Origin of the sequence: Marinobacter sp. ST-43, from assembly GCF_030541085.1 — a bacterium.
In the GTDB taxonomy this organism is placed as follows: Bacteria; Pseudomonadota; Gammaproteobacteria; order Pseudomonadales; family Oleiphilaceae; genus Marinobacter; species Marinobacter nauticus.
On the sequence record NZ_JASSVO010000006.1, the window covers coordinates 104,248 to 127,378 of the forward strand.

Sequence of the window (23,131 nt, forward strand, 5' to 3'; positions counted from 1 at the left end):
GGAGGCCACAATGCAACTTTTGAAAGTACTGGCGCGGGTACTGGAGTACCCCACCGAAGAACTGCAGCAATCCAAAGACGCCCTGGTTGCCGCTGTCCTGGAGGACAGCCGGCTGCCGCGGCAGAACAAAGAACAGCTGCTGACCTGTATCGACCGCCTGTGCGACGGCGACCTGATGGACCTTCAGGAAGCCTACGTAGGCACGTTCGACCGGGGCCGGGCCACCTCCCTGCTACTGTTCGAACATGTGCACGGCGAATCCCGCGACCGCGGCCAGGCCATGGTAGACCTGATGGAGCAATACCGGGCCAATGGCCTGGAGATTGATGCCAAAGAACTGCCGGATTACCTGCCGCTGTTCCTGGAATACCTCTCCACCCGCCCCTGGGAGGAAATCCGCAACTGGCTGGAAGATATTCACCACATTCTGGGGTTGCTTGGAGAGCGCCTGTACCAGCGTGAAAGCCTCTACCACGTTGCGATGGATTCCCTGCTGGTGTTGTCCGGCCGCAAGGCCGACCGCCAGGAACTGGCGCAGCTCGTTGCCTCGGAAGAGCGCGACGACACCCCCGAAGCACTGGACAAGGTCTGGGAAGAGGAAATGGTGAAATTTGTGGATGACCAGGGCAGCTCCTGTGGCACCGGTGGCGTGGTTGGACAGCGCCGCCGCGAACTGGAACAGACCCAGACCATTCACCTGAGCGATCAGCTGATGACGGACGCTACCCCCCGTCAGGCAGGGCGCGCATAAGCGCAGGAGGAAATGACAATGTCCTATCTACACACACTGGTTTTCGGGGTATACCCGTACATCGCCCTGGCGGTCCTGTTCATCGGCACCTGGGCGCGTTATGACCACGGTCAGTTCACCTGGAAAGCCCATTCCAGCCAGATGCTGAGAAAGAAAAACATGGTACTGGCCAGCGTGCTGTTCCATGTGGGTATCCTGGTGATCTTCTTCGGCCACCTGGTTGGCCTGCTGGCGCCGAAATGGGCCTACGAATGGCTGATGACGCCCGGCCAGAAACAGGTCATGGCCGTGGTGGTCGGCGGCATCGCCGGCGTCATGTGCCTGATTGGCGGCGCCATGCTCGCCTACCGCCGCCTGACCGACCCACGAGTTCGTGCCAGCAGCACCGTCGCTGACAATCTGGTCATCATCATCCTGGTTGTGCAGGTCGCCCTCGGCCTGGCCACCATCCTGCCCACCATGGGGCACCTGGACGGCTCCGAAATGCTCAAGTTCTCTGCCTGGGCACAAGGCGTGCTGACCTTGCAGGGCGGTGTGGCTGGCCACATTGCGGATGTGCATTGGATCTACAAAACCCACATCTTCCTTGGCCTGACCATCTTCGTGCTCTTCCCGTTCACCCGACTGGTGCACATGCTCAGCGTGCCGGTGGAGTACTTCGGGCGGAAGTACCAGGTGGTTCGCAAACGCGCCTGAATCTGAAGCAGCCACGGACGGCTCGGACTCACACGGACAGGAATGACTTTATACAAGTTCCTGTTCGTCTTTGTCCGTGAATGTCCGTGCCGTCCGTGGCAAAGAATCTTTTTGGAGAAGCAACATGCAAATAATCCCCGTCGGCGAAGCCGGCAAACCCAGAAACCAGTTCCCGCCGGTCTACGTGGGTGACAAGCTGATCTACGAAGATGACATCGCCCGGGAAATGCAGCATCACCCCGCCGGGGAACTGGCTGAAGCCTGGCACGAAGCAGCCAGAAGCCTTGTCATCCGCGAACTGTTGCTGCAACAGGCCGGCCGCCTGAACCTGGATAACATCGAAGACGAAGAAGACCGCATCGCCCGGGTACTGGAACTCGAACTCGATGTGCCAGACCCCAGTGAACAGGACTGCGAACGCTTCTACGCCGCCAACCCCGGCCGCTTCTGCAGTCCCACCATCATGGCCGTCAGCCACATACTGCTGGCTGCCGCTCCGGATGATATTGAAGAGCGCATGCGCCAGGAAGAAGCCGGCCGACAACTCCTGTCTGCCCTCCTGGATGGGCGCTCCCAATTCAACGAACTGGCCAAACAATATTCCGCCTGCGAATCCCGCCACCAGGGCGGCAGCCTAGGCCAAATCAGCAAAGGCCAGACCGTCGAAGAATTCGAGCGCCCGGTCCTGAGCCTGAACGAAGGCCTGCACCCGGAACTGATCGAAAGCCGCTATGGCTGGCACATCGTTCGAGTAGACCAGCGAATCAACGGCGAACTGTTACCTTATGAACATGTAAAACCACAAATTCGCCAGTACCTGAGCGAAAGCGTGACCCGCCGGGCATTCCGGCAATACCTGCAGGTATTGGCTGCGGAAACCGGTGTGGAGGGCGTTGATCTGGAGCTGCCTGATTCGCCTTTGATGCAATGACTGCTTGGTTAGCAAAGCGAATAATTGAGCTAAGTCAATTACCCAGGAATAACACCAAGGATACCCCCATCGGGGGAGCGATTTTTCATCAGTATCCTTCTAGTATTTAAAATAAGATTTTGAATGCATGAATATGCAGAGAGGGTACACCCATGGCCATGACACAAACTGCTGAACAGCGATATACCAAGCCGGTGCTTGTCGCCATCAACAAACCACTTGATGAAGAAGACAGCCTGGAAGCGCTTCGCAGCCATGCCCTGTTCTGCAATCTGCGCCCGAAAGACCTCGATAGTCTGATCCAGCAATCGCGCCGGCTGAGACTCGGTCACCACCAGCTGCTCTACCGTCAGGATATGCCGGCCCATCACTTCTTCTTTGTGATTTCTGGTCGCCTGCGTCTGTATCGCCTCGATTCCTCCGGCGTAGACCGAACCCTTGACAGTATTGCACCCGGGGACTGTTTTGCCGAAGTCATGATTTATGCCAATCCGCCCAGGTATGCATGCTACGCAGAGGCCCTGAAGTCCAGCGAAGTGCTCATGATCCCGGTTAAAGCTTATCGGGAATTGCTGGATCGGAATCCCGAGTATGCCCAGGCGGCCCTGAGCCACTACGCCATGCGTGCGGTCTCCAGATTCCACGATCTTGAGATCATGACCGTCCAGAATGCCCGGGACCGTTTGATTCGTTACCTCATTGACTTGCTGCCGAACGGCGCGGAAGAAGGTGGCGAAGTCGAGTTGCCGTTGCCCAAATGCCTGGTGGCTTCACGTCTGGCCATGCAGCCCGAGACTTTCTCCAGAATACTGGCAGATCTCAAGTCAAATGGTTTGATCAGAGTGAATCGCAGCAAGCTCTTTATTTCCGACCCTCAGCGGCTGATCGCTATCAGCCAATAGCCTCTCCGGGCCTCCGGGCCCGGCTTTTTTGACCGCCTTGAACACCAGGGGATAGTGATGATCAGCAGTTACCAGGATCTTGTTCAGGCCAGCCGGAAAGAACCGGAGCCCCAGCGCTTTCTGTTCGTTTTTTGCAAAGCCGAATTACCAGACGACGCCAGTGCGGCAGAACGGGCTGCTTTTGAGCGCGGCGAGGGTGGCGCACTGACGCCGGTCATCTGTGTCGACAAAACCCCCGATGAGGTTCCTTATTTCGATGTGTTGGCGGAGGAATCCCGCGCGACAGGCCAGGACTGGGACATGGTCTTTGTCGCGGCCATGTCGGGCCGTGGCGGCCATGCTCCTTCCAGTGATGAAGCTCAGCAACCCCTGACGATGATGGTGGAAAGCATCCGCATGGGGCATCTGGGTAACTACCTTCCCCTCAATAAAGCCGGCCACGCCATTAGCCTTGACTGAACTCAAGGCGCCTCTGGTGGGCCGAGGACTATCCTCAAAGAGGTATTTGATTTTCCTCAAAATTGAACGACCCTTGATGTAATCCATGGGGTATTGGGAGTTGTAGTGAGAAACGTCCTCCGTTGTGTCCTATCCATCTTGATGATACTTGCGGCTCCGCTGAGCTGGGCCCAGCCGTTATCGGAATACAGCCCTCCGGCCGGACGCCAGCTCATCGAAAAAGCCTTTCCGGAAGCGACAGAACTCCAGCCGATGGAGGGCAACCGTGCCATCCAGCAGGTGTATTCCGGTGAGGAGCTTATAGGCTACGCCTACCAGTCCCTGGACTTTGTCCAGACCCCCGCCTATTCCGGCAAACCCCTGAATGCCATGGTGGTACTCGATACCGCCGGAGAAATTCGTGCCGCTAAAGTCATACATCACGATGAACCCATCCTGCTGGTGGGTATCCCCGAAAGCAAGATGCATGAGTTCACTGACCAGTACACCGGTCTGAAAGCTGACCAGCGGGTGACCGTTGGTGGCACGTCTACCGAACGCAAGGTGGCGGTGGATGGCTTGTCCGGCGCTACGGTCACCGTGATGGTTATTAACGAAGTCATCATGCGCACTGCCCACCGGGTGGGGGTCGAGATTGGGTTGATTGAAGGTGGCAAAAGCAACCGTCCGCCCATGGCCAATGTGAACTCGGAACAGTTTCAGGAGAAGTCCTGGCAGGAGTTGACCGGTGACGGTTCCATTCGCCGCCTGGTGTTGACCAAAGGGCAGGTCGACGACTCTTTTGTGGGGACCCCTGCCGAGGGCATCGAAACTGCAGACGCGGGCGAACGCGATGACATCCTGATCGAGCTCTACGCTGCTTATCTGGATGCGCCGACCATTGGCCGCAACCTTCTGGGTGAAAACCAATACCAGTGGCTGATGTCGGAGCTCCAGGAGGGGGAACATGCCATCGCGGTGATGGCCAACGGTGAATACTCCTTCAAAGGTTCTGGCTACGTACGGGGCGGCATTTTTGACCGGGTGCAGATTCGCCAGTTTGGCGACACCTTCAACTTCCGGGATCTCGATTTCCATCGGCTCAGCGACGTTTACGGTGAGGGGATGCCCGAGTTTTCGGAAATGGCGATCTTTATCGTGCGCCAGCAGTACAACTTCGATCCTGGCACGCCCTGGACGCTGGAGCTGACTGTCAAGCGCCAGACCGGCCCGCTGGACAGTGAATTCCAGGTGTTCCCTCTGGAGTACCAGTTGCCAGACCAGTACTACACCCGCCCGGAACCGGTTCTGACCGACGAAGAGTGGCTTGAAAACCAGCCGCTGTGGATTCAGGTGTGGTACCAGAAGCAGTTCCAGATCACCGTGTTGGGGCTGGGTATCGCCGTGCTGCTGTTCATCCTGTTCTTCCAGGACTGGCTGGTACAGAAGCCGAAGATGATGCGCTGGATTCGCCACGGCTTCCTGGTTTACACCCTGTTCTTCATTGGCTGGTATGCCCTGGGTCAGCTTTCCATCGTCAATGTGCTGACGTTTGTGAACAGCCTGATCAGCGGCTTCAAATGGGAAACCTTCCTGATCGATCCGATCATGTTCGTGCTCTGGGCCGTGGTGGCTGGCATCGTGCTGCTATGGGGTCGGGCGGTCTACTGTGGCTGGCTATGCCCGTTCGGCGCCCTGCAGGAGTTGATCAATGAAATCGCCCGCAAGCTCAAGGTACCGCAGTACACCGTGCCTTTTGCCTGGCACGAGCGCCTGTGGGCCATCAAGTACATCATCCTGCTGGTGCTGTTTGGTATTTCTCTGGAGTCCATGGCCACTGCCGAGCGCATGGCTGAAGTGGAGCCGTTCAAGACCGCTATTACCCTGCATTTTGACCGCACCTGGCCGTTTGTGACCTACGCCGTGCTGTTGCTGGTGGTCAATATCTTCACCCGCAAGGTGTACTGCCGCTACCTGTGCCCGCTGGGTGCCGCCCTGGCGTTGCCCACCAAACTGCGGGTGTTTGACTGGCTCAAACGTCGCAAGGAATGCGGTAACCCCTGCCGTCTCTGCGACAAGGAATGCGAAGTCCAGGCGATCCATCCGGATGGACACATCAATTACATGGAGTGCCACTACTGCCTGGATTGTCAGATGACCTATTTCGACGACCACAAGTGCCCGCCGCTGATTGTGAAGCGCCGTGGCAAGCGCCGTGGTCACAACGCACCCGGCCACCCAGAGGAAATTCCGGTGGTGCAGGTGAACTGAGTAGTCCCGAGGAGCCAACCATAAGGCCCCGGAAAGCCATGAGAAGCAATAACCGCCATAACCAATAACGGAGTTGGATGCTATGAAAAAAAGAGATGATCTGACCAAGGACACGCCGGAGGTTTCCGAAGGTGGTCTGAGCCGTCGTCGCTTTATGGGTGCGGCTGCGCTGGCCGGTGTCGCTGGTGCGACCGGTCTGGGCACCTCGGTCATGTCCCGTGAGACCTGGGCTGCGGCTGCTGAAGAAGCCCGCAACAAGGCTCACATCGCCCCGGGCGAACTGGATGAGTACTACGGTTTCTGGAGTGGTGGTCACCAGGGCGAAGTGCGCGTGCTGGGCGTGCCCTCCATGCGTGAACTGATGCGTATTCCGGTGTTCAACGTGGATTCCGCAACGGGTTGGGGTATTACTAACGAAAGTAAGGAAATCCTGGGCGGTGACCAGCAGTACCTGAACGGCGACTGCCACCACCCGCACATTTCCATGACCGACGGTCGTTACGATGGCAAGTACCTGTTCATCAACGACAAGGCCAACACCCGGGTTGCCCGTATCCGTCTGGACATCATGAAGACGGACAAGATTACCCACATCCCGAACGTCCAGGCTATTCACGGTCTGCGCCTGCAGAAAGTACCCAAGACCAACTACGTGTTCTGTAATGCCGAGTTTGTCATCCCGCAGCCCAACGACGGCACGGATTTCAGCCTGGAGAACAGCTACACCATGTTCACCGCCATCGACGCGGAAACCATGGATGTGGCCTGGCAGGTCATCGTTGACGGTAACCTGGATAACACCGATGCCGACTACACCGGCAAGTATGCTGCTTCTACCTGCTACAACTCAGAGCGAGCAGTAGACCTTGCAGGCACCATGCGTAACGATCGCGACTGGGTGGTTGTTTTCAACGTGGAGCGCATTGCTGCAGCGGTAAAAGCTGGCAACTTCAAGACCATCGGCGATTCCAAGGTGCCGGTTGTAGACGGCCGCGGCAAATCCGAGTTCACCCGCTATATTCCGGTGCCGAAGAACCCGCACGGTCTGAACACATCTCCGGATGGCAAGTACTTCATTGCCAACGGCAAGCTGTCACCAACAGTATCCGTGATTGCCATTGATAAACTGGACGACCTGTTCGAAGACAAGATCGAATTGCGGGACACCATCGTGGCCGAGCCGGAGCTGGGTCTCGGGCCCCTGCACACTACCTTCGACGGCCGTGGCAATGCTTACACCACGCTGTTTATCGACAGCCAGGTGTGCAAGTGGAACATTGCCGATGCCATCAAGCACTATAATGGTGACAAGGTTAACTACATCCGCCAGAAGCTGGACGTGCAGTATCAGCCGGGCCACAACCATGCGTCTCTGACCGAATCTCGCGATGCCGACGGCAAATGGCTGGTGGTTCTGTCCAAGTTCTCCAAGGACCGTTTCCTGCCGGTTGGGCCGCTCCATCCGGAGAACGACCAGCTGATCGATATTTCCGGCGAGGAAATGAAACTGGTTCACGATGGCCCGACTTATGCCGAGCCGCATGACTGTATCCTGGTGCGTCGTGACCAGATCAAGACCAAGAAGATCTACGAGCGCAACGACCCGTACTTCGCCAGCTGTCGAGCCCAGGCTGAGAAGGACGGTGTGACTCTGGAATCCGACAACAAGGTGATCCGTGACGGCAACAAGGTGCGTGTTTACATGACCTCCGTTGCGCCTCAGTACGGTATGACCGAGTTCAAGGTGAAGGAGGGTGATGAAGTCACTGTGTATATTACCAACCTCGATATGGTTGAGGACGTGACCCACGGCTTCTGTATGGTGAACCATGGCGTGAGTATGGAGATCAGCCCGCAGCAGACCGCTTCCGTGACCTTTACGGCAGGTAAGCCAGGGGTTTACTGGTACTACTGCAACTGGTTCTGTCATGCTCTCCACATGGAGATGGGCGGGCGGATGCTCGTCGAAAAGGCCTGATAGAGAGTTGCCTGACTTGGGGTCCCGTTTTCGGGGCCCTAGTGTCCCGTCTGGCTAATTCCTTAACCTACTGAGCTTCTGAAAAACCGAAGAGCTAGGCGTGCTGGTGAAGGTTTGGTGGTTCCAAATCGAGCCAGCAGAACGACGTTCTTCGGTTTTTCAGAAGCTCCCGGAGGGCTTGTCTCTGAGGACTCTGAGCCCTGTGTTGCCAGTCCTTGATGTGGAACCACCACATCTGCAGACTGGCGCCTTGGTCAGAGTCCTCAGAGGCAAGCAGTAGATTAAGGAATTAGCCAGACGGGACACTAGTTGCTTATCACTATCTCGAGATCTATTGATGTATCAACTATTGCGTTATGGAGTGGCCCTGTCAGTCGCTCTGTTTGCGCTCTCCGCCAACGCGGACCTGCAGCAAGAGCTGGATAACCTGGCCCCGGGCTCGTCGTTTCAACTTCCTCCGGAAACTTTGTCTCCACTGGTTATCAGGGTGCCCGGGGTATCTATGTCCTGCGCTCCGGAAACGGTGATTGACGGTGGCGGGCAGGGCAATGCGGTTGAGATTCTGGCAGAGGCGATCACCTTTTCCGATTGCCAGGTTCGCAATTGGGGCAAAGACCTGAATGAACTGGATGCGGGAATCTTCGTGGCCCGCGAAGCGCAGGGTTCGGTGGTGGAAAACAACCGTCTTCAGGGCCCGGCGTTCGGCGTGTGGCTGGATGCAACACCGGATGTGACCGTGCGGGAGAATCACATTCGCGGTGATACCAGCTTGCGGTCCCAGGATCGTGGCAATGGCATTCACCTGTTCAACACCACGGGTGCGCTGATTGAAGGTAACGATATCAGTGAGACCCGGGATGCCATTTACATCGAGACCGCGAACCGAAATACCATTCGCGACAATGTGATGAGTGACCTCCGGTACGGCATTCATTACATGTATTCGATGCATAACCTGCTGGAAAACAACGTCACCCGAGGTACGCGTACCGGGTATGCGTTGATGCAGAGCAAGTACCTGAAGGTATTCAATAACCGCTCCGAGAATGACGAGAACTACGGCATTCTGATGAACTTCATCACCAACTCCGAGTTGCGCAATAACGTTGTTACCGGAGTGTCCCAGGGTCAGAGTGCCGGAGTGGTGATTTCCGGTGCCGAGGGTAAAGCGGTGTTTATCTACAACTCGCTGTATAACACCTTCGAAGGCAATTATTTCGGCCACAGCAACATCGGTATTCATCTCACTGCGGGTTCCGAGGAAAACCAGGTGTTCAACAATGCCTTTGTGGAAAACCAGCGCCAGGTGAAGTACGTGGCCACTCGCACCCAGTTCTGGGCCGAGGATGGCAAAGGCAACTACTGGAGTGACTACCTGGGCTGGGATCGAAACCAGGACGGCCTCGGCGATGTGCCTTATGAACCGAATGACAACGTGGATCGGCTGCTGTGGAAGTATCCGGAGGCCAAGGTACTGATGTTCAGCCCGGCGGTGGATACCCTGCGTTGGGTCCAGGATGCCTTCCCGGTAGTGAAGTCTGCCGGGGTGAGTGATCCCCATCCTTTGATGCGAATTCCCGACCACCTGCAATCGGAGATCCGATGAACTGTTTTCGACTGGAGAACGTCAGTCACCGTTACGACAAGGCCACGGTGCTGCACGGGGTAGATCTTCGGCTGGAGCCGGGGGAAATTCTGGGCCTGTTCGGCCACAACGGCGCGGGTAAAACCACCTCGATCAAGCTTATCCTCGGCCTGATGCAGCCCACCGAGGGCAAGGTTTCCGTGCTGGAAGGCGCGGCTGGCGATCCCCAGGTAACCCAGCATATCGGCTACCTGCCGGAGAACGTGATGTTCTACCCGCAGCTGACCGGCCGTGAAATCCTCAGCCACTTTGCCCGCCTCAAAGGCGCGCCGCTTAAGCAGGTGCCCGAACTGTTGGAGCAAGTTGGCCTGGGAGACGCCATGGACGCCCGCACCAAAACCTATTCCAAAGGCATGCGCCAGCGTCTTGGCCTGGCTCAGGCCCTGCTCGGAAAGCCCATGCTGTTGATGCTGGATGAACCCACCGTCGGCCTGGACCCGGTTGCAACGGCGGACCTATACCGCCTGTTGCGCCAGCTTCGGGATGAGGGGGCGGGCATTGTGCTCTGTTCCCATGTACTGCCAGGTGTCGAGCCATACATTGATCGTGCCGCGATTCTGACCGAAGGCGCCCTGAAAGCATCTGGAGACCTGCCATCGCTGCGGCGACAGGCGAACATGCCGGTCACCCTGACTCTGCAGCCTGCCACGAGCCTGTCGGCGTTGGAAAAAGCCATTGACCAGGCCGAGCAGCGCGCCGGATTGATGATGAAAAGTGAAAACGGACGATTGCAGGTAGACGTGAGACCCCAGGAAAAAATGGAACTGATCAAGACCCTGATGGCCTCCGGCGAAGTGGCAGACCTGGGCATCCATCAGCCCAGCCTCGAAGACATCTACGTGCACTTTATCGGCTCGGGTGGCCTGGCTCACCGGGGAGGAGGCCAATGAACGCCATCTGGACCATCGCCCGTAAGGAACTGAGCGACAGCTTCCGCAATCGCTGGCTGGTTGCCATCTCCCTGGTGTTCGCCACCCTGGCACTGGGCATCGCCTGGTTCGGTGCCGCCGCCTCCGGGCAGGTGGGCTACGCCTCCACACCTGCGACCATTGCCAGCCTGGCCAGCCTGGGGATCTTCCTGATCCCGCTGATTGCACTGTTGTTGGCCTACGACGCCATCGTGGGGGAAGAGGAGGGCGGCACCCTGTTACTGCTGATGACCTACCCCCTCAGTAAAAGCCAGTTACTGTTGGGCAAATTCCTCGGCCACGGCCTGACCCTGGCGCTGGCCACCATCATAGGCTTCGGTGTGGCTGGTATTGCCATCGCCGTGTTGGTGGAAGATGTCGCCATTGCCGCCCTGGCGGTGGCCATGGGGCGTTTTGTGGGCTCTACCGTTTTGCTGGGCTGGGGCTTTATCGCACTGGCCTACCTGGTGAGCGTGCGGGTGAGCGAGAAACCGGTTGCTGCCGGGCTGGCCCTGGCGATCTGGTTTTTCTTCGTACTGATCTTCGACCTGATGCTGCTGGGTACCCTGGTGGCCAGTGAAGGCAAACTGAATCCCGAACTGCTGCCCTGGCTGCTGATGCTCAACCCCACTGACATCTACCGCTTGCTCAACATCGTTGCCTTCGGCGACAGCGGTCAACTCAGCGGCGTACTCAGCCTGGGTACAGACCTGCCCATCGGCGCGGCAGGCCTCTGGCTGGGCCTGATCCTGTGGTGCGCCATACCCCTGACCGGCGCACTGTTACTGTTCACAAACCGACGAATCTGATCCTGACCGGAGACACACAAACATGGCAAACCCAGCAACCAAATGGCTCATCGCCGCCTTCGCCGTCGCCCTTCTAACGGGCTGCTCTGGCAGTGAACCCGAGATCGTTGAAAAACCCGACCCGGTCCACTTCGAATCCGGCGACGAATGCCACGTTTGCGGCATGGCTATCACTGGCTTCCCCGGGCCTAAAGGCCAGGCCTTCACCGAGCGAGAGCAGAACATCCGGAAATTCTGCTCCACCAAAGACATGTTCGCCTGGTTCCTGCAGCCTGAAAACGAAAACCGGGATCACACCCTCTACGTCCACAACATGGCCGAAAGCCACTGGGACAGCCCGGATGACACCCACCTGATCGACGCCCGCGAGGCCTTCTACGTGGTCGGCTCAAACCTCAACGGCGCCATGGGCCCAACCCTGGCCTCGTTCGCCAGCGAAGCCGACGCTACAGACTTCGCGGCCGAGCATGGCGGGAACGTACTGGCGTTTGCCGAGGTCACGCTGGAGCATCTGAATAATGGTATGACGATGCACGATATGAGCGGGATGGATGATATGGCTGGTATGCATGAAGACCATGACGTAAACGGAGAGTCTGAAATGGCCCATTAAAACATGGGCTCCTTGGCGATTACTCCAGTGCTCTAAAGATCAGGTGCGGGTAGCCTTTCCAAAAATTTGCGGAGCCAAGGATGGCGGAGCAGAAGCGCCACAGGGGCTCAGCCGCCAGTCATATTCATAAACCGAAGAATCTGCACATCCCCATTGCTGGAAAAATGATGCCGCTCCGGCTTCAGATCCATGGCCTTGATGATCGCCTCCTGCAGCTTGTCATCCGTCACCGGATGCCCCCGCAACACCCGGCGAAGATCCACTGAATGCTCATTGCCCAGGCACAGCAGCAGACGCCCCTCCACTGTCACCCGAACCCGATTGCAGGTCGAACAGAAATTGTGGGAATGCGGCGAAATGAACCCGACGCGAACCTCGCTGTCCGGCATCCGGAAATAACGCGCTGGGCCGCCGGAATCCTCAGTTGCCGGAATCAGCTCATGGTGCCTGCGGATAATGTCGCGCACCTCCTCACTGGTGCACAGTGCCAAACCGCGGTCATGCTCCGAAATCTGCCCCAGCGGCATCTCCTCAATAAAGCTGATGTCCACCTGCTTTTGACGGGCAAACTCAATCAGCCCCGGAATCTCCTCGTCGTTGCGGCCTTTCATCACCACCGTATTCAACTTGATACCACGGAAACCTGCGTCCCGGGCAGCATCAATGCCATCCAGAACCTGGCTGAGATTACCGGTGCGGGTAATGGCGCGGAATTTGTCAGCGTCCAGAGAATCCAGACTGATATTGAGACGCTGCAAACCGGCCTTGCGCAATGATTCCGCCATGGTGGGCAACTGACTGCCGTTGGTGGTCATGGCGAAGTCACGGAGGCCATAAGTGCCGACTTCGCGTACCAGCTCGAGGATATCGCGGCGCACCAGAGGCTCTCCGCCGGTCAGCCGGATCTTCTCCGTCCCCAGAGCAACAAAGTTCCGTGCCAGCCGGGCGATCTCTTCAAGAGTCAATACCTGTTGGCGCGGCAGAAAGGTCATGTCCTCTGCCATGCAATACACGCAGCGGAAATCACAGCGGTCAGTCACCGACAGGCGAACGTAATTTACTGTGCGGCCAAAGCGGTCTGTCAGTCGGGTCTGGGGCATTGAAGCCAGGTCCTGTTGCAATATCACCATTAGTTTAGGCCAAGTATGGCAAAGCGCGCGGCGGATTCCGATACCCCTCGGGGAGTATCTCCCGCGACCTTGCAAAGCCATCGGTCTTCCTCTATAACATTTAAATAAAATATATGTTAAAAAGTGGAGCGACACCAATCGCAATGGTGTTGCCAGTTTAAAACTCATCGAAAGCCTGGGAGATCGCTATGTGGTTCTACGAGAAATGGCTCGCTCGTGCTAATGCGGGTGTTCTGGTCAGTGTGCTCGGATTACTGTTAACCGTTGCTTTGGCATATCCTCTAGCGGCCAGATTGCCAATCGCGATTCAGATACTCGCCCACATGGGAACGTTAATCTTCGCAGTCGGGGTGAAAATCGCGTATGTCGCCCGCTTGGCGTTCCTCAGTAAACTGGGAAGACCTGTGCACTGAATCACGGTAGAATAGATGCAGTTATGAACGGTCAAGAGGCCCACGCCATGGGCGCACAGCCAGGTAAAACCGGTTTCCGGATTCTTGCGTATATGAGTGTAGGGTTGGCGGCAGCGGGTGTGGTTTTGCCGCTTTTGCCAACAACCCCTTTTGTTATTCTCGCGGCCTTTTTCGCCAGCAAGAGCTCCCCGGCCTTTGCCCGGTGGTTGGAAGAGCACCCGACGTTCGGCCCGGCGATTGGAGAATGGCGCGCCCGGCGTGCCATTCCACGCAAAGCCAAGTTGCTGGCCTTTGCCATGATGGGGCTGAGCTGGAGCATGCTGGTCTGGCTTGGATCGCCGGTTCTGGTACTGGCTGTCTCGGGGCTGTTTTTACTGGGTGTTGCCGGCTATATGCTGAGCCGGCCATCCTACTGATGTTTTTCTGTCATTTTGGAGTCATGAATGCACATCACCCGTTATACCGATTACTCACTCAGAGTGCTGATCTATCTGGCTGCAGAGGGTGATCGTCTGGCGACCATTCAGGAAATTGCCGACAGCTACGACATCTCCAAGAATCATCTGATGAAAGTGGTTCACCAACTGAACAAGAAAGGGTACATCGAGACTATCCGTGGCAAGAAGGGCGGGATGAGGCTGCATATGGCGCCGCAGGATATCAATATCGGAATCCTGGTGCGCGAAACCGAGCAGGACCTCAGCATCGTGGAATGTTTTTCCTCCAAAAATGCCTGCAAGATCACTCCGGTATGCGGACTTAAATCCATGTTTGGTGAAGCCCTGAAAGCCTTCCTTGAGGTGCTTGATCGATACACGCTCGCCGACGTGATTCAGGACCACCACCGACCACAGCTGTTGCGACTGCTCCAGATTGCTTGATTGCTGAACTGACGCACTGCTGTATTTGCAGTGCGTCAGACCTCCCAGGCTTCAAACGAGTATCCAGAGTTATACGTTTACGGGGTTGGCGGATCTCCGTTCCGGCAGTGAATATCGCAGGACTCTCTGCAACACAGTTTTATACTGGCTCATAAATGAGCCCGTGTTGTAGTGAATGCCGTGTTTGCGACAGATTTCCTGCACCCGCTCGGAAATCTCAGGATAGCGGTGCGCTGGGAGATCCGGAAACACGTGATGCTCGATCTGATAGCTCAGGTGTCCACTCAGAATGTGCAGCCAGCGGCCACCCGTGAAGTTGGAAGAGCCGGTAAGCTGGCGCAGATACCAGTGGCCCTTGCTCTCACCTTCGCATTCCCGCTCTGTAAAGGTTTCTGCGTCCTGAGTGAAGTGACCGCAGAAAATCACCGTTGAGGCCCAGAGGTTCCGGATCAGGTTAGCCCCGACGTTGCCGGCCAGCACGATAGGGGCCACTGGTAGAGTCAGCAATGGAAAGAAGACATAATCCTTGAATGCCTGGCGGCCGCCTTTACGGAAAAAGTCTTTCAGGAACGGCACTTTCTCGCGCCAGGAAATCTCCCGGCGACGTAGCTTCTCGGTTTCCAGTTCATGTAAACCTACACCCCACTGAAAGAACACGCTCAGCAAGATGTAGTTGATGAACTGCAACGTGTGCCAGGGTTTCCAGGGCTCTTCGTCGCTCAGGCGTAGCACCGCATAACCGTAGTCCCGGTCTTTGCCGATGATGTTGGTGTAGGTGTGGTGCTCGTAATTGTGAGTCCGGCGCCAGGATTCACTGGTGCACACCGTATCCCACTCGTAGGTCTGTGAGTTGAGGGTGGGATCGTTCATCCAGTCGTACTGGCCATGCATCACGTTGTGGCCAATTTCCATATTCTCCAGAATCTTGGCCACGCCGAGGGTGGCCGTTGCCGCCACAAACACCGGCGGAATAAAGCCGAAGGGCATCATCACCCGGCCGCCGACTTCAAGGGCGCGGTGCAGGCGAACGATCTTGCGAATGTAGCGGGCATCCCGCTCGCCAAGATCGGCCAATACTTCGTCGCGTACTGTATCCAGATCTTTCTGAAGCTCGTTGAGCTGTTGTTCATCAAGTTTGATCATAAGGTCTCCTTGCGGCTGTATGAGGCCGCGCTCGAATTCTGTGTGTCAGGCTTCCAGATTCACCGGGCCACGGGGTACGGAAATGCAGAGTTGAACGCTTTCCTCTCCGGGACCGGAAGCTTTACCCGTCAGCCGGTTAATCACGGTGCCGCTGGTTTTTCGGCAACTGCATTGGTGGCAAATGCCCATGCGGCAGCCGTATTGAGGTTTGAGGCCCGCGGCTTCTGCGATCTCCAGCAGTGTGGCATCGCCGGAAGAGTCCACATTGAGGTCCGCGCGGGCAAAACTCACTTCGCCGCCGAGTGTTTCATCACCCAGAGGGGAGGAGATCGGAGGGGCGAAAAACGTACAGTGAATCTGCTCTTCGCCGAGACCGCGCTGGTAAAGCAGGTCATTGGCGAGATCCATCAGCCCGCCCGGTCCGCACAGATAGACCTCGCGGGCCTTCAGACCGGGCACGGAATCCAGGTCGGCGTCGTTGAGGTAGCGCGGCTCGTCGGTTTCGTGGGTGCATATAATACGTACCGAGAGTGCCGAGTATCTTGCCGCCAGTGCTTCCAGTTTTTCACTGGCGATCACGTCCTCCTGAGTGCGAACAAAGTAGAGCAGCGTGACCGGTGCCCGGAAGTGCTCTGCCGCCATGGTCTCCAGCAGGCTTAGAATCGGCGTAATGCCGCTGCCCCCGGCAATAAACAGCACCGGTTTGGGCATGGCTGGCATCAGAAAGTCGCCAAAGGCTTCGGTCAGGCCCAGCACCGCGCCTTCTTCCAACTGATCATGCAGCCAGTTGGTCACCAGCCCTCCTGGCAGGCGTTTGATGGTCAGTGTGACCACGCCGTCGTTCTGCCAGAGCAGGGGGGAGCTGGACAGACTGAAGGTGCGCTGGCGTCGCACACCATCAATATCTACACAGATGTTCACGTGCTGGCCGGCACGAAAGCCACTCCATCGGCTGGCAGGCCGGAGCACAAAGGTCTTGGTGTCGTGAGTCTCGACCAGAATACGCTCTACCCGTGCAGGTGTGTACGCTTGTATCCACATGGGATTGATGGCCTCCGCCAGTGGATCAAAATAACTGGCAGGGTTGCTTCGGTTCAGTAGCTGTCGGCCAAGCCAGTGCATGGCGCGGGTCTGGTTCATTTTTGCCAACATAGGTTTTCTCCAAGGTTTGTACCTGATCGTTGATAACGATGTGTACACTTGTTCACTTATGTGTACGACTGTACACAGTGAGGGTTGTCGTAACAATCAGGGGCGCTTCGTTGGCTCGAAATGACAAATTTTGCGGACTTTTCTGCCGTCAGATGTGTACACTTGTTACCGCAACTATCGTGATAGGAAGACCATGGCAGACAGAACGAAACGCAGGCCCGGCGAAACCCGAGAGAAGCTGATGAACGCAGCGCTGACTCTGGTGGGCAAGGGGCGACACTTTGCCAGCCTCGGTATTCGGGAAGTGACCCGGCAGGCCGGCGTGGTGCCAACGTCGTTCTATCGCCACTTTCGCAGCATGGACGACCTGGGTTTGCAGCTGGTGGACGAGCTCGGGCTGGTCCTCAGGCGGATGATGAGGGAGGCCCGGGCCAACGTTTTGCAGGCCGACAAGCTGATTGAGGAATCGGTGGGTATCTTTGTGGCCCATGCCCAGGCCAACCGCAGTTTTTTTCTGTTTATGGCGCAGGGGCTGGCAGGCGAGAGCCGGGCCGTTCAGGAAGGGATTCGCAGCGAAATGCGATTTTTCGCCAGTGAGCTGGCCAATGACTTGCGCCGGCTCCGGCTGATGGAACACCTGAGCGATGCCGATCTGGAGTTGACCTGCGATCTGGTGGTGCGCACCGTCGCCTTCAGTCTGACCGATCTGCTCAGCATTTCGGAAGACGACGATTATCAGATCGGCCAGGTGCGAAAACGCACCACCCGATTCCTGCAGATGATTTTTGTCGGGGCTGGTCACTGGCAAAGCGACTGACCCCGTCCTGGGTTACTTGCGGGTTCGGGCGCGCTTCTTCGGCGGCAGTATCAGCGATTCCAGCTCATCCAGAGCCTCACCGGTATAAACCGCCAGTTTCTGCATGCTTGGCAGCGTATCCCGACAGCCGGTAAAACCGAAATTCAGCGATCCGGCATAGCTCAGGCAGGTGATATTCAGGGCGCCGCCGTGAGCGATCAGCGATACCGGATACATGGCCTCAAGCCGGGCACCTTCATAATACAGCGTGTCTTCCGGGCCGGGCACGTTGGAAATAGTCACGTTGAAGACTGGTCGCATCCGCCCCCCGAGACCCGACATCAACTGCAGAATGTAGGGTGACATCAGCAGCATGGTGTACTGGGTCAGTGCGCTTTTGGGAAGTTTCTGCAGGTGTTCCTTGGCCCGTCGGGTCGAGGTTTTGATCTGTTGCAGGCGGTTCAACGGATCAGCTTCGTCGGTGGCCAGCGAGGCAATCATGAAACTGATCTGGGTGCCCGTACCCTCGTCGTCTGCCGGCCGGATATTCACCGGTATACCGGCCGTCAGTGGGGTGTCGGGCAGATTGTTCTGCTCCGCCAGAAAGCGTCGCAGCGCCGTGCCACACAGGTAAAGCACGATATCGTTCAGGGAGCCGCCGGAAGCATGAGCCAGGTTCTTCAGCCGATCCAGTTGATAGTGCTGGGTGGCGAATCGCCGCTGCGCCGTAACCCGGTGGTTGAGCACGGAAACCGGGCCGGTGAAGGGGGCGGTCAGTCCGTCTTCCGGGTGTCGAACCGAATGCACCAGGCGATTGCCGGCCTGCCACAGCCTGGGTGCCATGTCTGCCTGCAGTTTCAGGGCGTCCATGGCCTGGGAAACCGCGGCGGGGACACTGGCCTCTTTGTCGGTTTTTGCGCCACGGCGTTGGTGCGGGCGTACCGTCCAGGGCGGCGGCATATTGCAGCGTTCCGGATCGGTGGTGAGTACCCTTTGCATCAGCCGCACGCCACTGATGCCGTCAATCATCGAGTGGTGCATTTTGGTGTAAAGGGCAAAACGGTTATTCTCCAGGCCTTCAATAACGTGGCATTCCCAAAGAGGGCGGGAAAAATCCAGGGGGTTAGAGTGCAGCCGGGATACCAGAATGCCCAGTTCGCGCTCACCGCCGGGGCGGGGCAGGGCTGAGTGCCGGACGTGATAATCCAGATCGATATCCTTATCGACTTTCCAGGCCGGGGCGATCACACGCCCGAGGAAACCGGACCAGGCCAGTTTGTATCCCCAGGGTGGTGCCACATCGCCGGCTTCTTTCATTCGAGTGACCATGTCACGCAGGAAGGTTTCTGGTGCGCCTTCAGGCAGTGAGAAAATCTGAAGCGTACCCACATGCATCGGGGTGTCTTCAGATTCAACCGCCAGCCAGGAGGCATCCAGGGTTCCGAGACGTTTCATTCCTTGTCATTCTCCGCCAGTCATTTGTGTTTTGGTTGTTTCCTGCAAGTATACTGATATCCGCAGGTGCACACGATCAAAACCGGGATTGGGCTCCCATCTTTTTGCAGGGTTTAACGGTTACATAATGTCGCGAACCCATGCTCCCGGTGACAAGGTTCGTGTGCTAATTTCTACGGCCATAGAAACTGATAACAAAAATATTCGGAGGCTTTGTGGAATCCAGCCCGCTGATCTCGGCAGGTTTGCCGATCGCGTTGTTCATTATCATGATCGGTATCGGTATGACCCTTACCCTGAGGGATTTCCGCCAGGTGGCGGTGTATCCGAAGGGCATGATTGTGGGCACCTTCGCCCAGATTCTCCTGATGCCGGTGGTGGCGTTCGGGCTGGCCTGGCTGTTCGGCGTGTCGCCGGCCATTGCCGTTGGGCTGGTGATCATTGCGGCCTGCCCCGGGGGTACCACATCTAACCTGTTTGTGCTTCTGGCCCGGGGTAATATTGCGCTTTCCATCGTGCTGACGGTCTCCGCCAGCCTGATCACCATTCTTACCCTGCCACTGTTTACCAACATGGCGCTGCAGCATTTCATGGGCACGGAAGAGAACATCTCGCTGCCGGTGGGCAAGACCATTGCCATGCTGGTGGTTATTGTTCTGCTGCCGGTGGCCATTGGCATGCTGGTGCGAACCCGCAAGCCGGAGCTTGCGCGCAAGGCCGAGAGCCTGGTCAGCATCTTTGGTGGCATCGTGCTGGCGGTGCTGATTGTGGCGTTGCTCTATGGCGTTCGGGACCAGATGTGGGATCTGCTCAAACAGGCAGGCCCCTCCACTATTGCCCTCAATGTCGCCGGTATCGCCCTGGGCCTGCTGGCGGGCAGGGTGGCCGGACTGACCCAGCGGGAATCCCTGGCGGTGGCAGTGGAGCTCGGTGTGAAGAACGGCACCATTGGTTTGATGGTCACCCTCACGTTGCTGGAGTCCAGCACCATGTCGATTCCCGCTGCCGTTTACGGTGTGCTTATGTTCCCCATTGGCTTCCTGCTGGCAATGTATGGCCGGAAGGTGATTCCCAAAAGCTACGTGGCACATGCAGCTGGGGAAGCCTGATTGATGAAGTTTCTGAACGGTGTGACGTTACTGCTGGTTTATCAACTGACAGGCGAGATTCTGGTACGACTTCTCGGGCTGCCGATCCCGGGGCCGGTGCTTGGCATGGTCATGCTGTTCGTTACCTTGATGATCCGAGGTAGTGCCCCGGATTCCCTGAGCGAAGCCTCCAGCGCGTTACTGAGCCATCTGTCTCTGCTATTCGTGCCTGCGGGCGTGGGGATGATGACGCATTTCGGGCGTATAGCGGATGAGTGGCTGCCGATCACCCTGGCTCTGTTTCTGAGCACGGTGATCACCATGGTTGCCACGGCGTTGATTATGCAACTGACGACGCGCTGGTTTGTCCGTTCCGTTTCAGAACAAGGTGGGCAGCATGAATGAACCGGGTTTGCGCGACATCTGGGTCTACCTGTCGGCGTCGCCACTGCTAGGGCTGACCATTACTCTGGTGGCCTACGGGCTGGCCTACCGACTCTATCTGAAAACACATTCCAACCCGCTGGCCAATCCCGTCGTTACTTCGGTGGCGATGCTGATTCTCCTGTTGTTGGCAACGGGCACCTCATACAGCGATTACTTTGAGGGCGGTCAGTTCGTGCATTTTCTGCTGGGGCCGGCAACGGTGGCACTGGCGGTTCCTCTGTATCAGCAGTTTCGACGGCTCCGTCAACTCTGGTTGCCGGTCGCGATATCGTTGATCAGCGGGGTGGTTATTGCTGCTGGCAGTTCGGTGGGCCTGGCAAGGTTGTTGGGGGGTTCCCTGGAAATCCAGATGTCGCTGGCGCCTAAATCGGCAACGGCACCGGTGGCCATGGGTATTTCCGAGAAGATTGGTGGTTTGCCGTCGCTCACGGCGGTGCTGGTGGTGTTGACCGGAATTACCGGTGCGGTGCTGGGCACCAAACTGTTTGAATGGTTGCGCGTGAAAGATGACACCGCAAAAGGGATTGCCATGGGCGTGGCGGCCCATGGTATTGGTACCGCCCGGGCATTCCAGGTCAGTTCCCAGATGGGCGCGTTTTCAGGCCTGGCCATGGCGCTTTCGGCATTCGCCACGGCGCTGCTCGTGCCCTGGCTGGTGGACATGCTGGAAAACTGGTTGCCCATGTAAACGCGCAGTTCTTTCCGGGGTGCCGCATTACACTCTTTTTATGTCTGTCTGGAATGGCTATGCTCAGCCAATCATTGGCACAACATCAGGGTCTTAACATCATGCAAACCAAGTTCTTGCTCGACGAAGAACAGATGCCCAGGTATTGGTACAACCTGCAGGCGGATTTCCCCGAACCCCTGCCGGCCGTCCTCCACCCGGGAACAAAGCAGCCGGTCGGTCCAACGGATCTGGAGCCATTGTTTCCTGCGTCGCTGATTGAACAGGAAATGACTACGGAACGGGAAGTGGAGATTCCGGAGCCCGTTCGCGATGTTTATCGGATGTGGCGGCCGGCGCCCATGTTTCGGGCGCATCGGCTGGAAAAAGCCCTGGGCACCCCGGCCAAGATCTTCTACAAGTACGAGGGTGGTAGTCCTGCGGGCAGTCATAAACCCAATTCCGCGATTCCTCAGGCCTTTTTTAACCGGGAGGCCGGTATTCGGCGTCTGACGACAGAAACTGGTGCTGGTCAGTGGGGGACCTCGCTGTCGTTTGCAGGCTCCCTGTTCGACATTGATGTGACCGTGTTCCAGGTTCGCGTGTCCTACAACCAGAAGCCCTATCGCCGTGCGGTGATGGAGACCTACGGGGCTAACTGCGTGGCTTCACCATCAGAAATGACGGAGTTTGGTCGTCGGGTGCTGGGGGAAAACCCCGACCACACCGGCAGTCTCGGTATTGCGATTTCCGAGGCGGTGGAGCTGGCCGTTCAGGATCCGCACACCAAATATGCTCTGGGTTCCGTGCTGAACCATGTCCTGTTGCATCAGACCGTAATCGGCCTGGAGTCCATGAAACAGATGGAGATGGCCGATTGCTGGCCAGACGTGATCGTTGGGTGCACCGGTGGCGGCTCTAATTTCGCGGGTATTGCGTTCCCGTTCATGGGCCATGCGTTGAGAGGCGGGGAGAAGTCCCGGATTCTCGCGGTTGAACCTTCAGCGTGTCCGACGTTGACCCGGGGTAAATACGCCTATGACTACGGCGATACGGCACAAATGACACCACTCACCAAGATGCATACCCTGGGTTCAGGTTTTACACCGCCGGGGTTCCATGCTGGCGGCCTGCGCTATCACGGCATGGCTCCGATGGTGTCGCACGCCAAGGAGCTGGGACTGTTCGATGCTGTTTCCTACACTCAGCGCGAGTGCTTTGAGGCGGGTGTCCTGTTTGCGCGCAACGAAGGGATCGTACCGGCCCCTGAAGCCAATCATGCCGTGAAGGGTGCGATTGACGAGGCGTTGCGGTGCAAGCGCGAGGGCAAGGAGGAGGTGATCCTGTTCAACCTTTGTGGTCACGGGCATTTCGATATGGCGGCCTATACCTCGTATTTTGCCGGTGAACTGAGCGACCATGAGTACGGCGAGCAGGAGCTGGCTATGGCGTTGTCGGGGCTGCCCTCGGTCAGCGTCTGATTGAACTTGCCCCCGGTCAGGCACTGTGCCTGACCGGGTTGCGGCTTCCTGCTCACTTGTCCCTTTCGATCTTCAATGGCTCCAGGCTTCCGATCCGGAACTTCAATTCCAGTTCCGCACCGTTTTCATCATCGCCTTCCACTTCAATATCGCCATTGCGGTTGACCTTTAGTTCCTCAATAGTGGCCATTCCCTGCTGCTGAGCGGCTTTCAGATAAGAGCGCACATCGTCCGCGCTCACACCGTAGATCTCGCCTTTGGCTTTGCGGCGCTGCTCCCGGTCGATGTCGCCGTTGCCGTTCAGGTCCAGTTCCACGAACCAGTCCTGGCCCATCCAGCCTTCGAGCTCGATTTCATTATCATGGTCGTCGTCAAATTCGATGCTCTGGAAATGGCTGATACCGTAGTTGTTACCAACCTGAAGCATGCGGTCCGCATCGTCAAAGCTGCCTTTGGCGAAGGCTGCGGGGGCTGCGACAAGGCCGCTGATCAGCGCGATGGTCAGAGTCTTTTTCATGGTGTTCTCCTAGCTTGTC

General features: G+C 57.3%; 24 protein-coding genes. 19 read left to right on the top strand and 5 right to left on the bottom strand.

What is annotated here, in order from left to right:
* The first annotated feature begins 10 nt into the window (after nt 1-10).
* The 11 genes from narJ to QPL98_RS10670 all read left to right on the top strand — a co-directional run bounded on the left by narJ (nt 11) and on the right by QPL98_RS10670 (nt 11,942).
* Nucleotides 11-751, top strand: a complete 741-nt coding sequence (gene narJ / locus QPL98_RS10620) for a nitrate reductase molybdenum cofactor assembly chaperone (protein ID WP_303293224.1) — start codon at nt 11-13, stop codon at nt 749-751.
* Between the two features lie 18 nt (nt 752-769).
* Nucleotides 770-1,447 (top strand): respiratory nitrate reductase subunit gamma, encoded by a 678-nt coding sequence (narI, locus tag QPL98_RS10625; protein WP_106694743.1) that lies wholly within the window; start codon nt 770-772, stop codon nt 1,445-1,447.
* Between the two features lie 124 nt (nt 1,448-1,571).
* On the top strand, nt 1,572-2,378 hold the full coding sequence (locus tag QPL98_RS10630) for a peptidylprolyl isomerase (protein WP_303293225.1): 807 nt from the start codon (nt 1,572-1,574) through the stop codon (nt 2,376-2,378).
* A gap of 152 nt (nt 2,379-2,530) precedes the next feature.
* Nucleotides 2,531-3,280 carry a Crp/Fnr family transcriptional regulator gene (locus QPL98_RS10635; protein ID WP_014422450.1) on the top strand — a complete coding sequence of 250 codons (750 nt, stop codon included), beginning with the start codon at nt 2,531-2,533 and terminating at the stop codon, nt 3,278-3,280.
* A gap of 57 nt (nt 3,281-3,337) precedes the next feature.
* A complete protein-coding gene (locus QPL98_RS10640) occupies nt 3,338-3,739 on the top strand; it encodes a hypothetical protein (RefSeq protein WP_011786522.1) in 402 nt (133 codons plus the stop codon).
* A gap of 141 nt (nt 3,740-3,880) precedes the next feature.
* Nucleotides 3,881-5,989 carry a transcriptional regulator NosR gene (gene nosR / locus QPL98_RS10645; RefSeq protein WP_023008576.1) on the top strand — a complete coding sequence of 703 codons (2,109 nt, stop codon included), beginning with the start codon at nt 3,881-3,883 and terminating at the stop codon, nt 5,987-5,989.
* A gap of 82 nt (nt 5,990-6,071) precedes the next feature.
* The gene (gene nosZ, locus QPL98_RS10650; RefSeq protein ID WP_153740670.1) at nt 6,072-7,967 is read left to right on the top strand and encodes a TAT-dependent nitrous-oxide reductase; all 1,896 of its coding nucleotides are present in this window, start codon (nt 6,072-6,074) and stop codon (nt 7,965-7,967) included.
* 337 nt (nt 7,968-8,304) lie between these two features.
* Complete coding sequence (locus tag QPL98_RS10655) at nt 8,305-9,573, top strand: nitrous oxide reductase family maturation protein NosD (RefSeq protein ID WP_278350451.1); 1,269 nt, start codon at nt 8,305-8,307, stop codon at nt 9,571-9,573.
* Nucleotides 9,570-10,502 (top strand): ABC transporter ATP-binding protein, encoded by a 933-nt coding sequence (locus tag QPL98_RS10660; RefSeq protein ID WP_303293226.1) that lies wholly within the window; start codon nt 9,570-9,572, stop codon nt 10,500-10,502. The genes QPL98_RS10655 and QPL98_RS10660 overlap by 4 nt, the downstream gene beginning before the upstream one ends.
* Nucleotides 10,499-11,329, top strand: coding sequence for an ABC transporter permease (locus QPL98_RS10665; protein WP_278350449.1), 831 nt, complete (start codon nt 10,499-10,501; stop codon nt 11,327-11,329). Before QPL98_RS10660 ends, QPL98_RS10665 begins: the two co-directional genes overlap by 4 nt.
* 22 nt (nt 11,330-11,351) lie before the next feature.
* The gene (locus tag QPL98_RS10670; RefSeq protein ID WP_272998607.1) at nt 11,352-11,942 is read left to right on the top strand and encodes a nitrous oxide reductase accessory protein NosL; all 591 of its coding nucleotides are present in this window, start codon (nt 11,352-11,354) and stop codon (nt 11,940-11,942) included.
* A gap of 107 nt (nt 11,943-12,049) precedes the next feature.
* Here the strand turns inward: QPL98_RS10670 and moaA are convergent, their stop codons facing one another.
* Nucleotides 12,050-13,042, bottom strand: coding sequence for a GTP 3',8-cyclase MoaA (moaA, locus tag QPL98_RS10675; protein WP_273031082.1), 993 nt, complete (start codon nt 13,040-13,042; stop codon nt 12,050-12,052).
* Nucleotides 13,043-13,260: 218 nt separating this feature from the next.
* Between moaA and QPL98_RS10680 the strand changes: the two genes are divergently transcribed.
* Genes QPL98_RS10680 through QPL98_RS10690 form a run of 3 tightly spaced genes read left to right on the top strand, consistent with a single transcriptional unit; the run spans nt 13,261 to nt 14,366 of the window.
* Nucleotides 13,261-13,485 carry a hypothetical protein gene (locus tag QPL98_RS10680; RefSeq protein WP_303293227.1) on the top strand — a complete coding sequence of 75 codons (225 nt, stop codon included), beginning with the start codon at nt 13,261-13,263 and terminating at the stop codon, nt 13,483-13,485.
* Between the two features lie 23 nt (nt 13,486-13,508).
* Complete coding sequence (locus QPL98_RS10685) at nt 13,509-13,901, top strand: YbaN family protein (protein ID WP_049756897.1); 393 nt, start codon at nt 13,509-13,511, stop codon at nt 13,899-13,901.
* A 27-nt stretch (nt 13,902-13,928) separates the two neighbouring features.
* Nucleotides 13,929-14,366: an Rrf2 family transcriptional regulator gene (locus QPL98_RS10690; RefSeq protein WP_011786513.1), complete on the top strand. Its 438-nt coding sequence runs from the start codon at nt 13,929-13,931 to the stop codon at nt 14,364-14,366.
* Nucleotides 14,367-14,435: 69 nt separating this feature from the next.
* On the opposite strand, the gene QPL98_RS10695 is transcribed toward QPL98_RS10690, so the two are convergent.
* Together QPL98_RS10695 and QPL98_RS10700 are read right to left on the bottom strand one after the other, a co-directional pair.
* Nucleotides 14,436-15,509: an acyl-CoA desaturase gene (locus QPL98_RS10695; protein ID WP_014422438.1), complete on the bottom strand. Its 1,074-nt coding sequence runs from the start codon at nt 15,507-15,509 to the stop codon at nt 14,436-14,438.
* Nucleotides 15,510-15,554: 45 nt separating this feature from the next.
* Complete coding sequence (locus QPL98_RS10700) at nt 15,555-16,661, bottom strand: ferredoxin reductase (RefSeq protein ID WP_278350448.1); 1,107 nt, start codon at nt 16,659-16,661, stop codon at nt 15,555-15,557.
* Nucleotides 16,662-16,854: 193 nt separating this feature from the next.
* Here QPL98_RS10700 and QPL98_RS10705 point away from each other — a divergent pair, with 193 nt between their 5' ends.
* The gene (locus tag QPL98_RS10705; protein ID WP_153740675.1) at nt 16,855-17,478 is read left to right on the top strand and encodes a TetR family transcriptional regulator; all 624 of its coding nucleotides are present in this window, start codon (nt 16,855-16,857) and stop codon (nt 17,476-17,478) included.
* A 12-nt stretch (nt 17,479-17,490) separates the two neighbouring features.
* Here QPL98_RS10705 and QPL98_RS10710 read toward each other — a convergent pair whose 3' ends face one another.
* Nucleotides 17,491-18,912: a wax ester/triacylglycerol synthase family O-acyltransferase gene (locus tag QPL98_RS10710; protein WP_011786509.1), complete on the bottom strand. Its 1,422-nt coding sequence runs from the start codon at nt 18,910-18,912 to the stop codon at nt 17,491-17,493.
* A 215-nt stretch (nt 18,913-19,127) separates the two neighbouring features.
* Between QPL98_RS10710 and QPL98_RS10715 the strand changes: the two genes are divergently transcribed.
* The 4 genes from QPL98_RS10715 to QPL98_RS10730 all read left to right on the top strand — a co-directional run bounded on the left by QPL98_RS10715 (nt 19,128) and on the right by QPL98_RS10730 (nt 22,595).
* Nucleotides 19,128-20,021, top strand: coding sequence for a bile acid:sodium symporter family protein (locus tag QPL98_RS10715; protein ID WP_153740677.1), 894 nt, complete (start codon nt 19,128-19,130; stop codon nt 20,019-20,021).
* A 3-nt stretch (nt 20,022-20,024) separates the two neighbouring features.
* Nucleotides 20,025-20,405 carry a CidA/LrgA family protein gene (locus QPL98_RS10720; RefSeq protein ID WP_011786507.1) on the top strand — a complete coding sequence of 127 codons (381 nt, stop codon included), beginning with the start codon at nt 20,025-20,027 and terminating at the stop codon, nt 20,403-20,405.
* Nucleotides 20,398-21,135: an LrgB family protein gene (locus QPL98_RS10725; RefSeq protein WP_022990872.1), complete on the top strand. Its 738-nt coding sequence runs from the start codon at nt 20,398-20,400 to the stop codon at nt 21,133-21,135. The genes QPL98_RS10720 and QPL98_RS10725 overlap by 8 nt, the downstream gene beginning before the upstream one ends.
* Before the next feature lie 101 nt (nt 21,136-21,236).
* Nucleotides 21,237-22,595 carry a TrpB-like pyridoxal phosphate-dependent enzyme gene (locus QPL98_RS10730; RefSeq protein ID WP_153740678.1) on the top strand — a complete coding sequence of 453 codons (1,359 nt, stop codon included), beginning with the start codon at nt 21,237-21,239 and terminating at the stop codon, nt 22,593-22,595.
* A 52-nt stretch (nt 22,596-22,647) separates the two neighbouring features.
* Here the strand turns inward: QPL98_RS10730 and QPL98_RS10735 are convergent, their stop codons facing one another.
* The gene (locus tag QPL98_RS10735; RefSeq protein WP_014422430.1) at nt 22,648-23,112 is read right to left on the bottom strand and encodes a hypothetical protein; all 465 of its coding nucleotides are present in this window, start codon (nt 23,110-23,112) and stop codon (nt 22,648-22,650) included.
* Between the last annotated feature and the right edge of the window lie 19 nt (nt 23,113-23,131).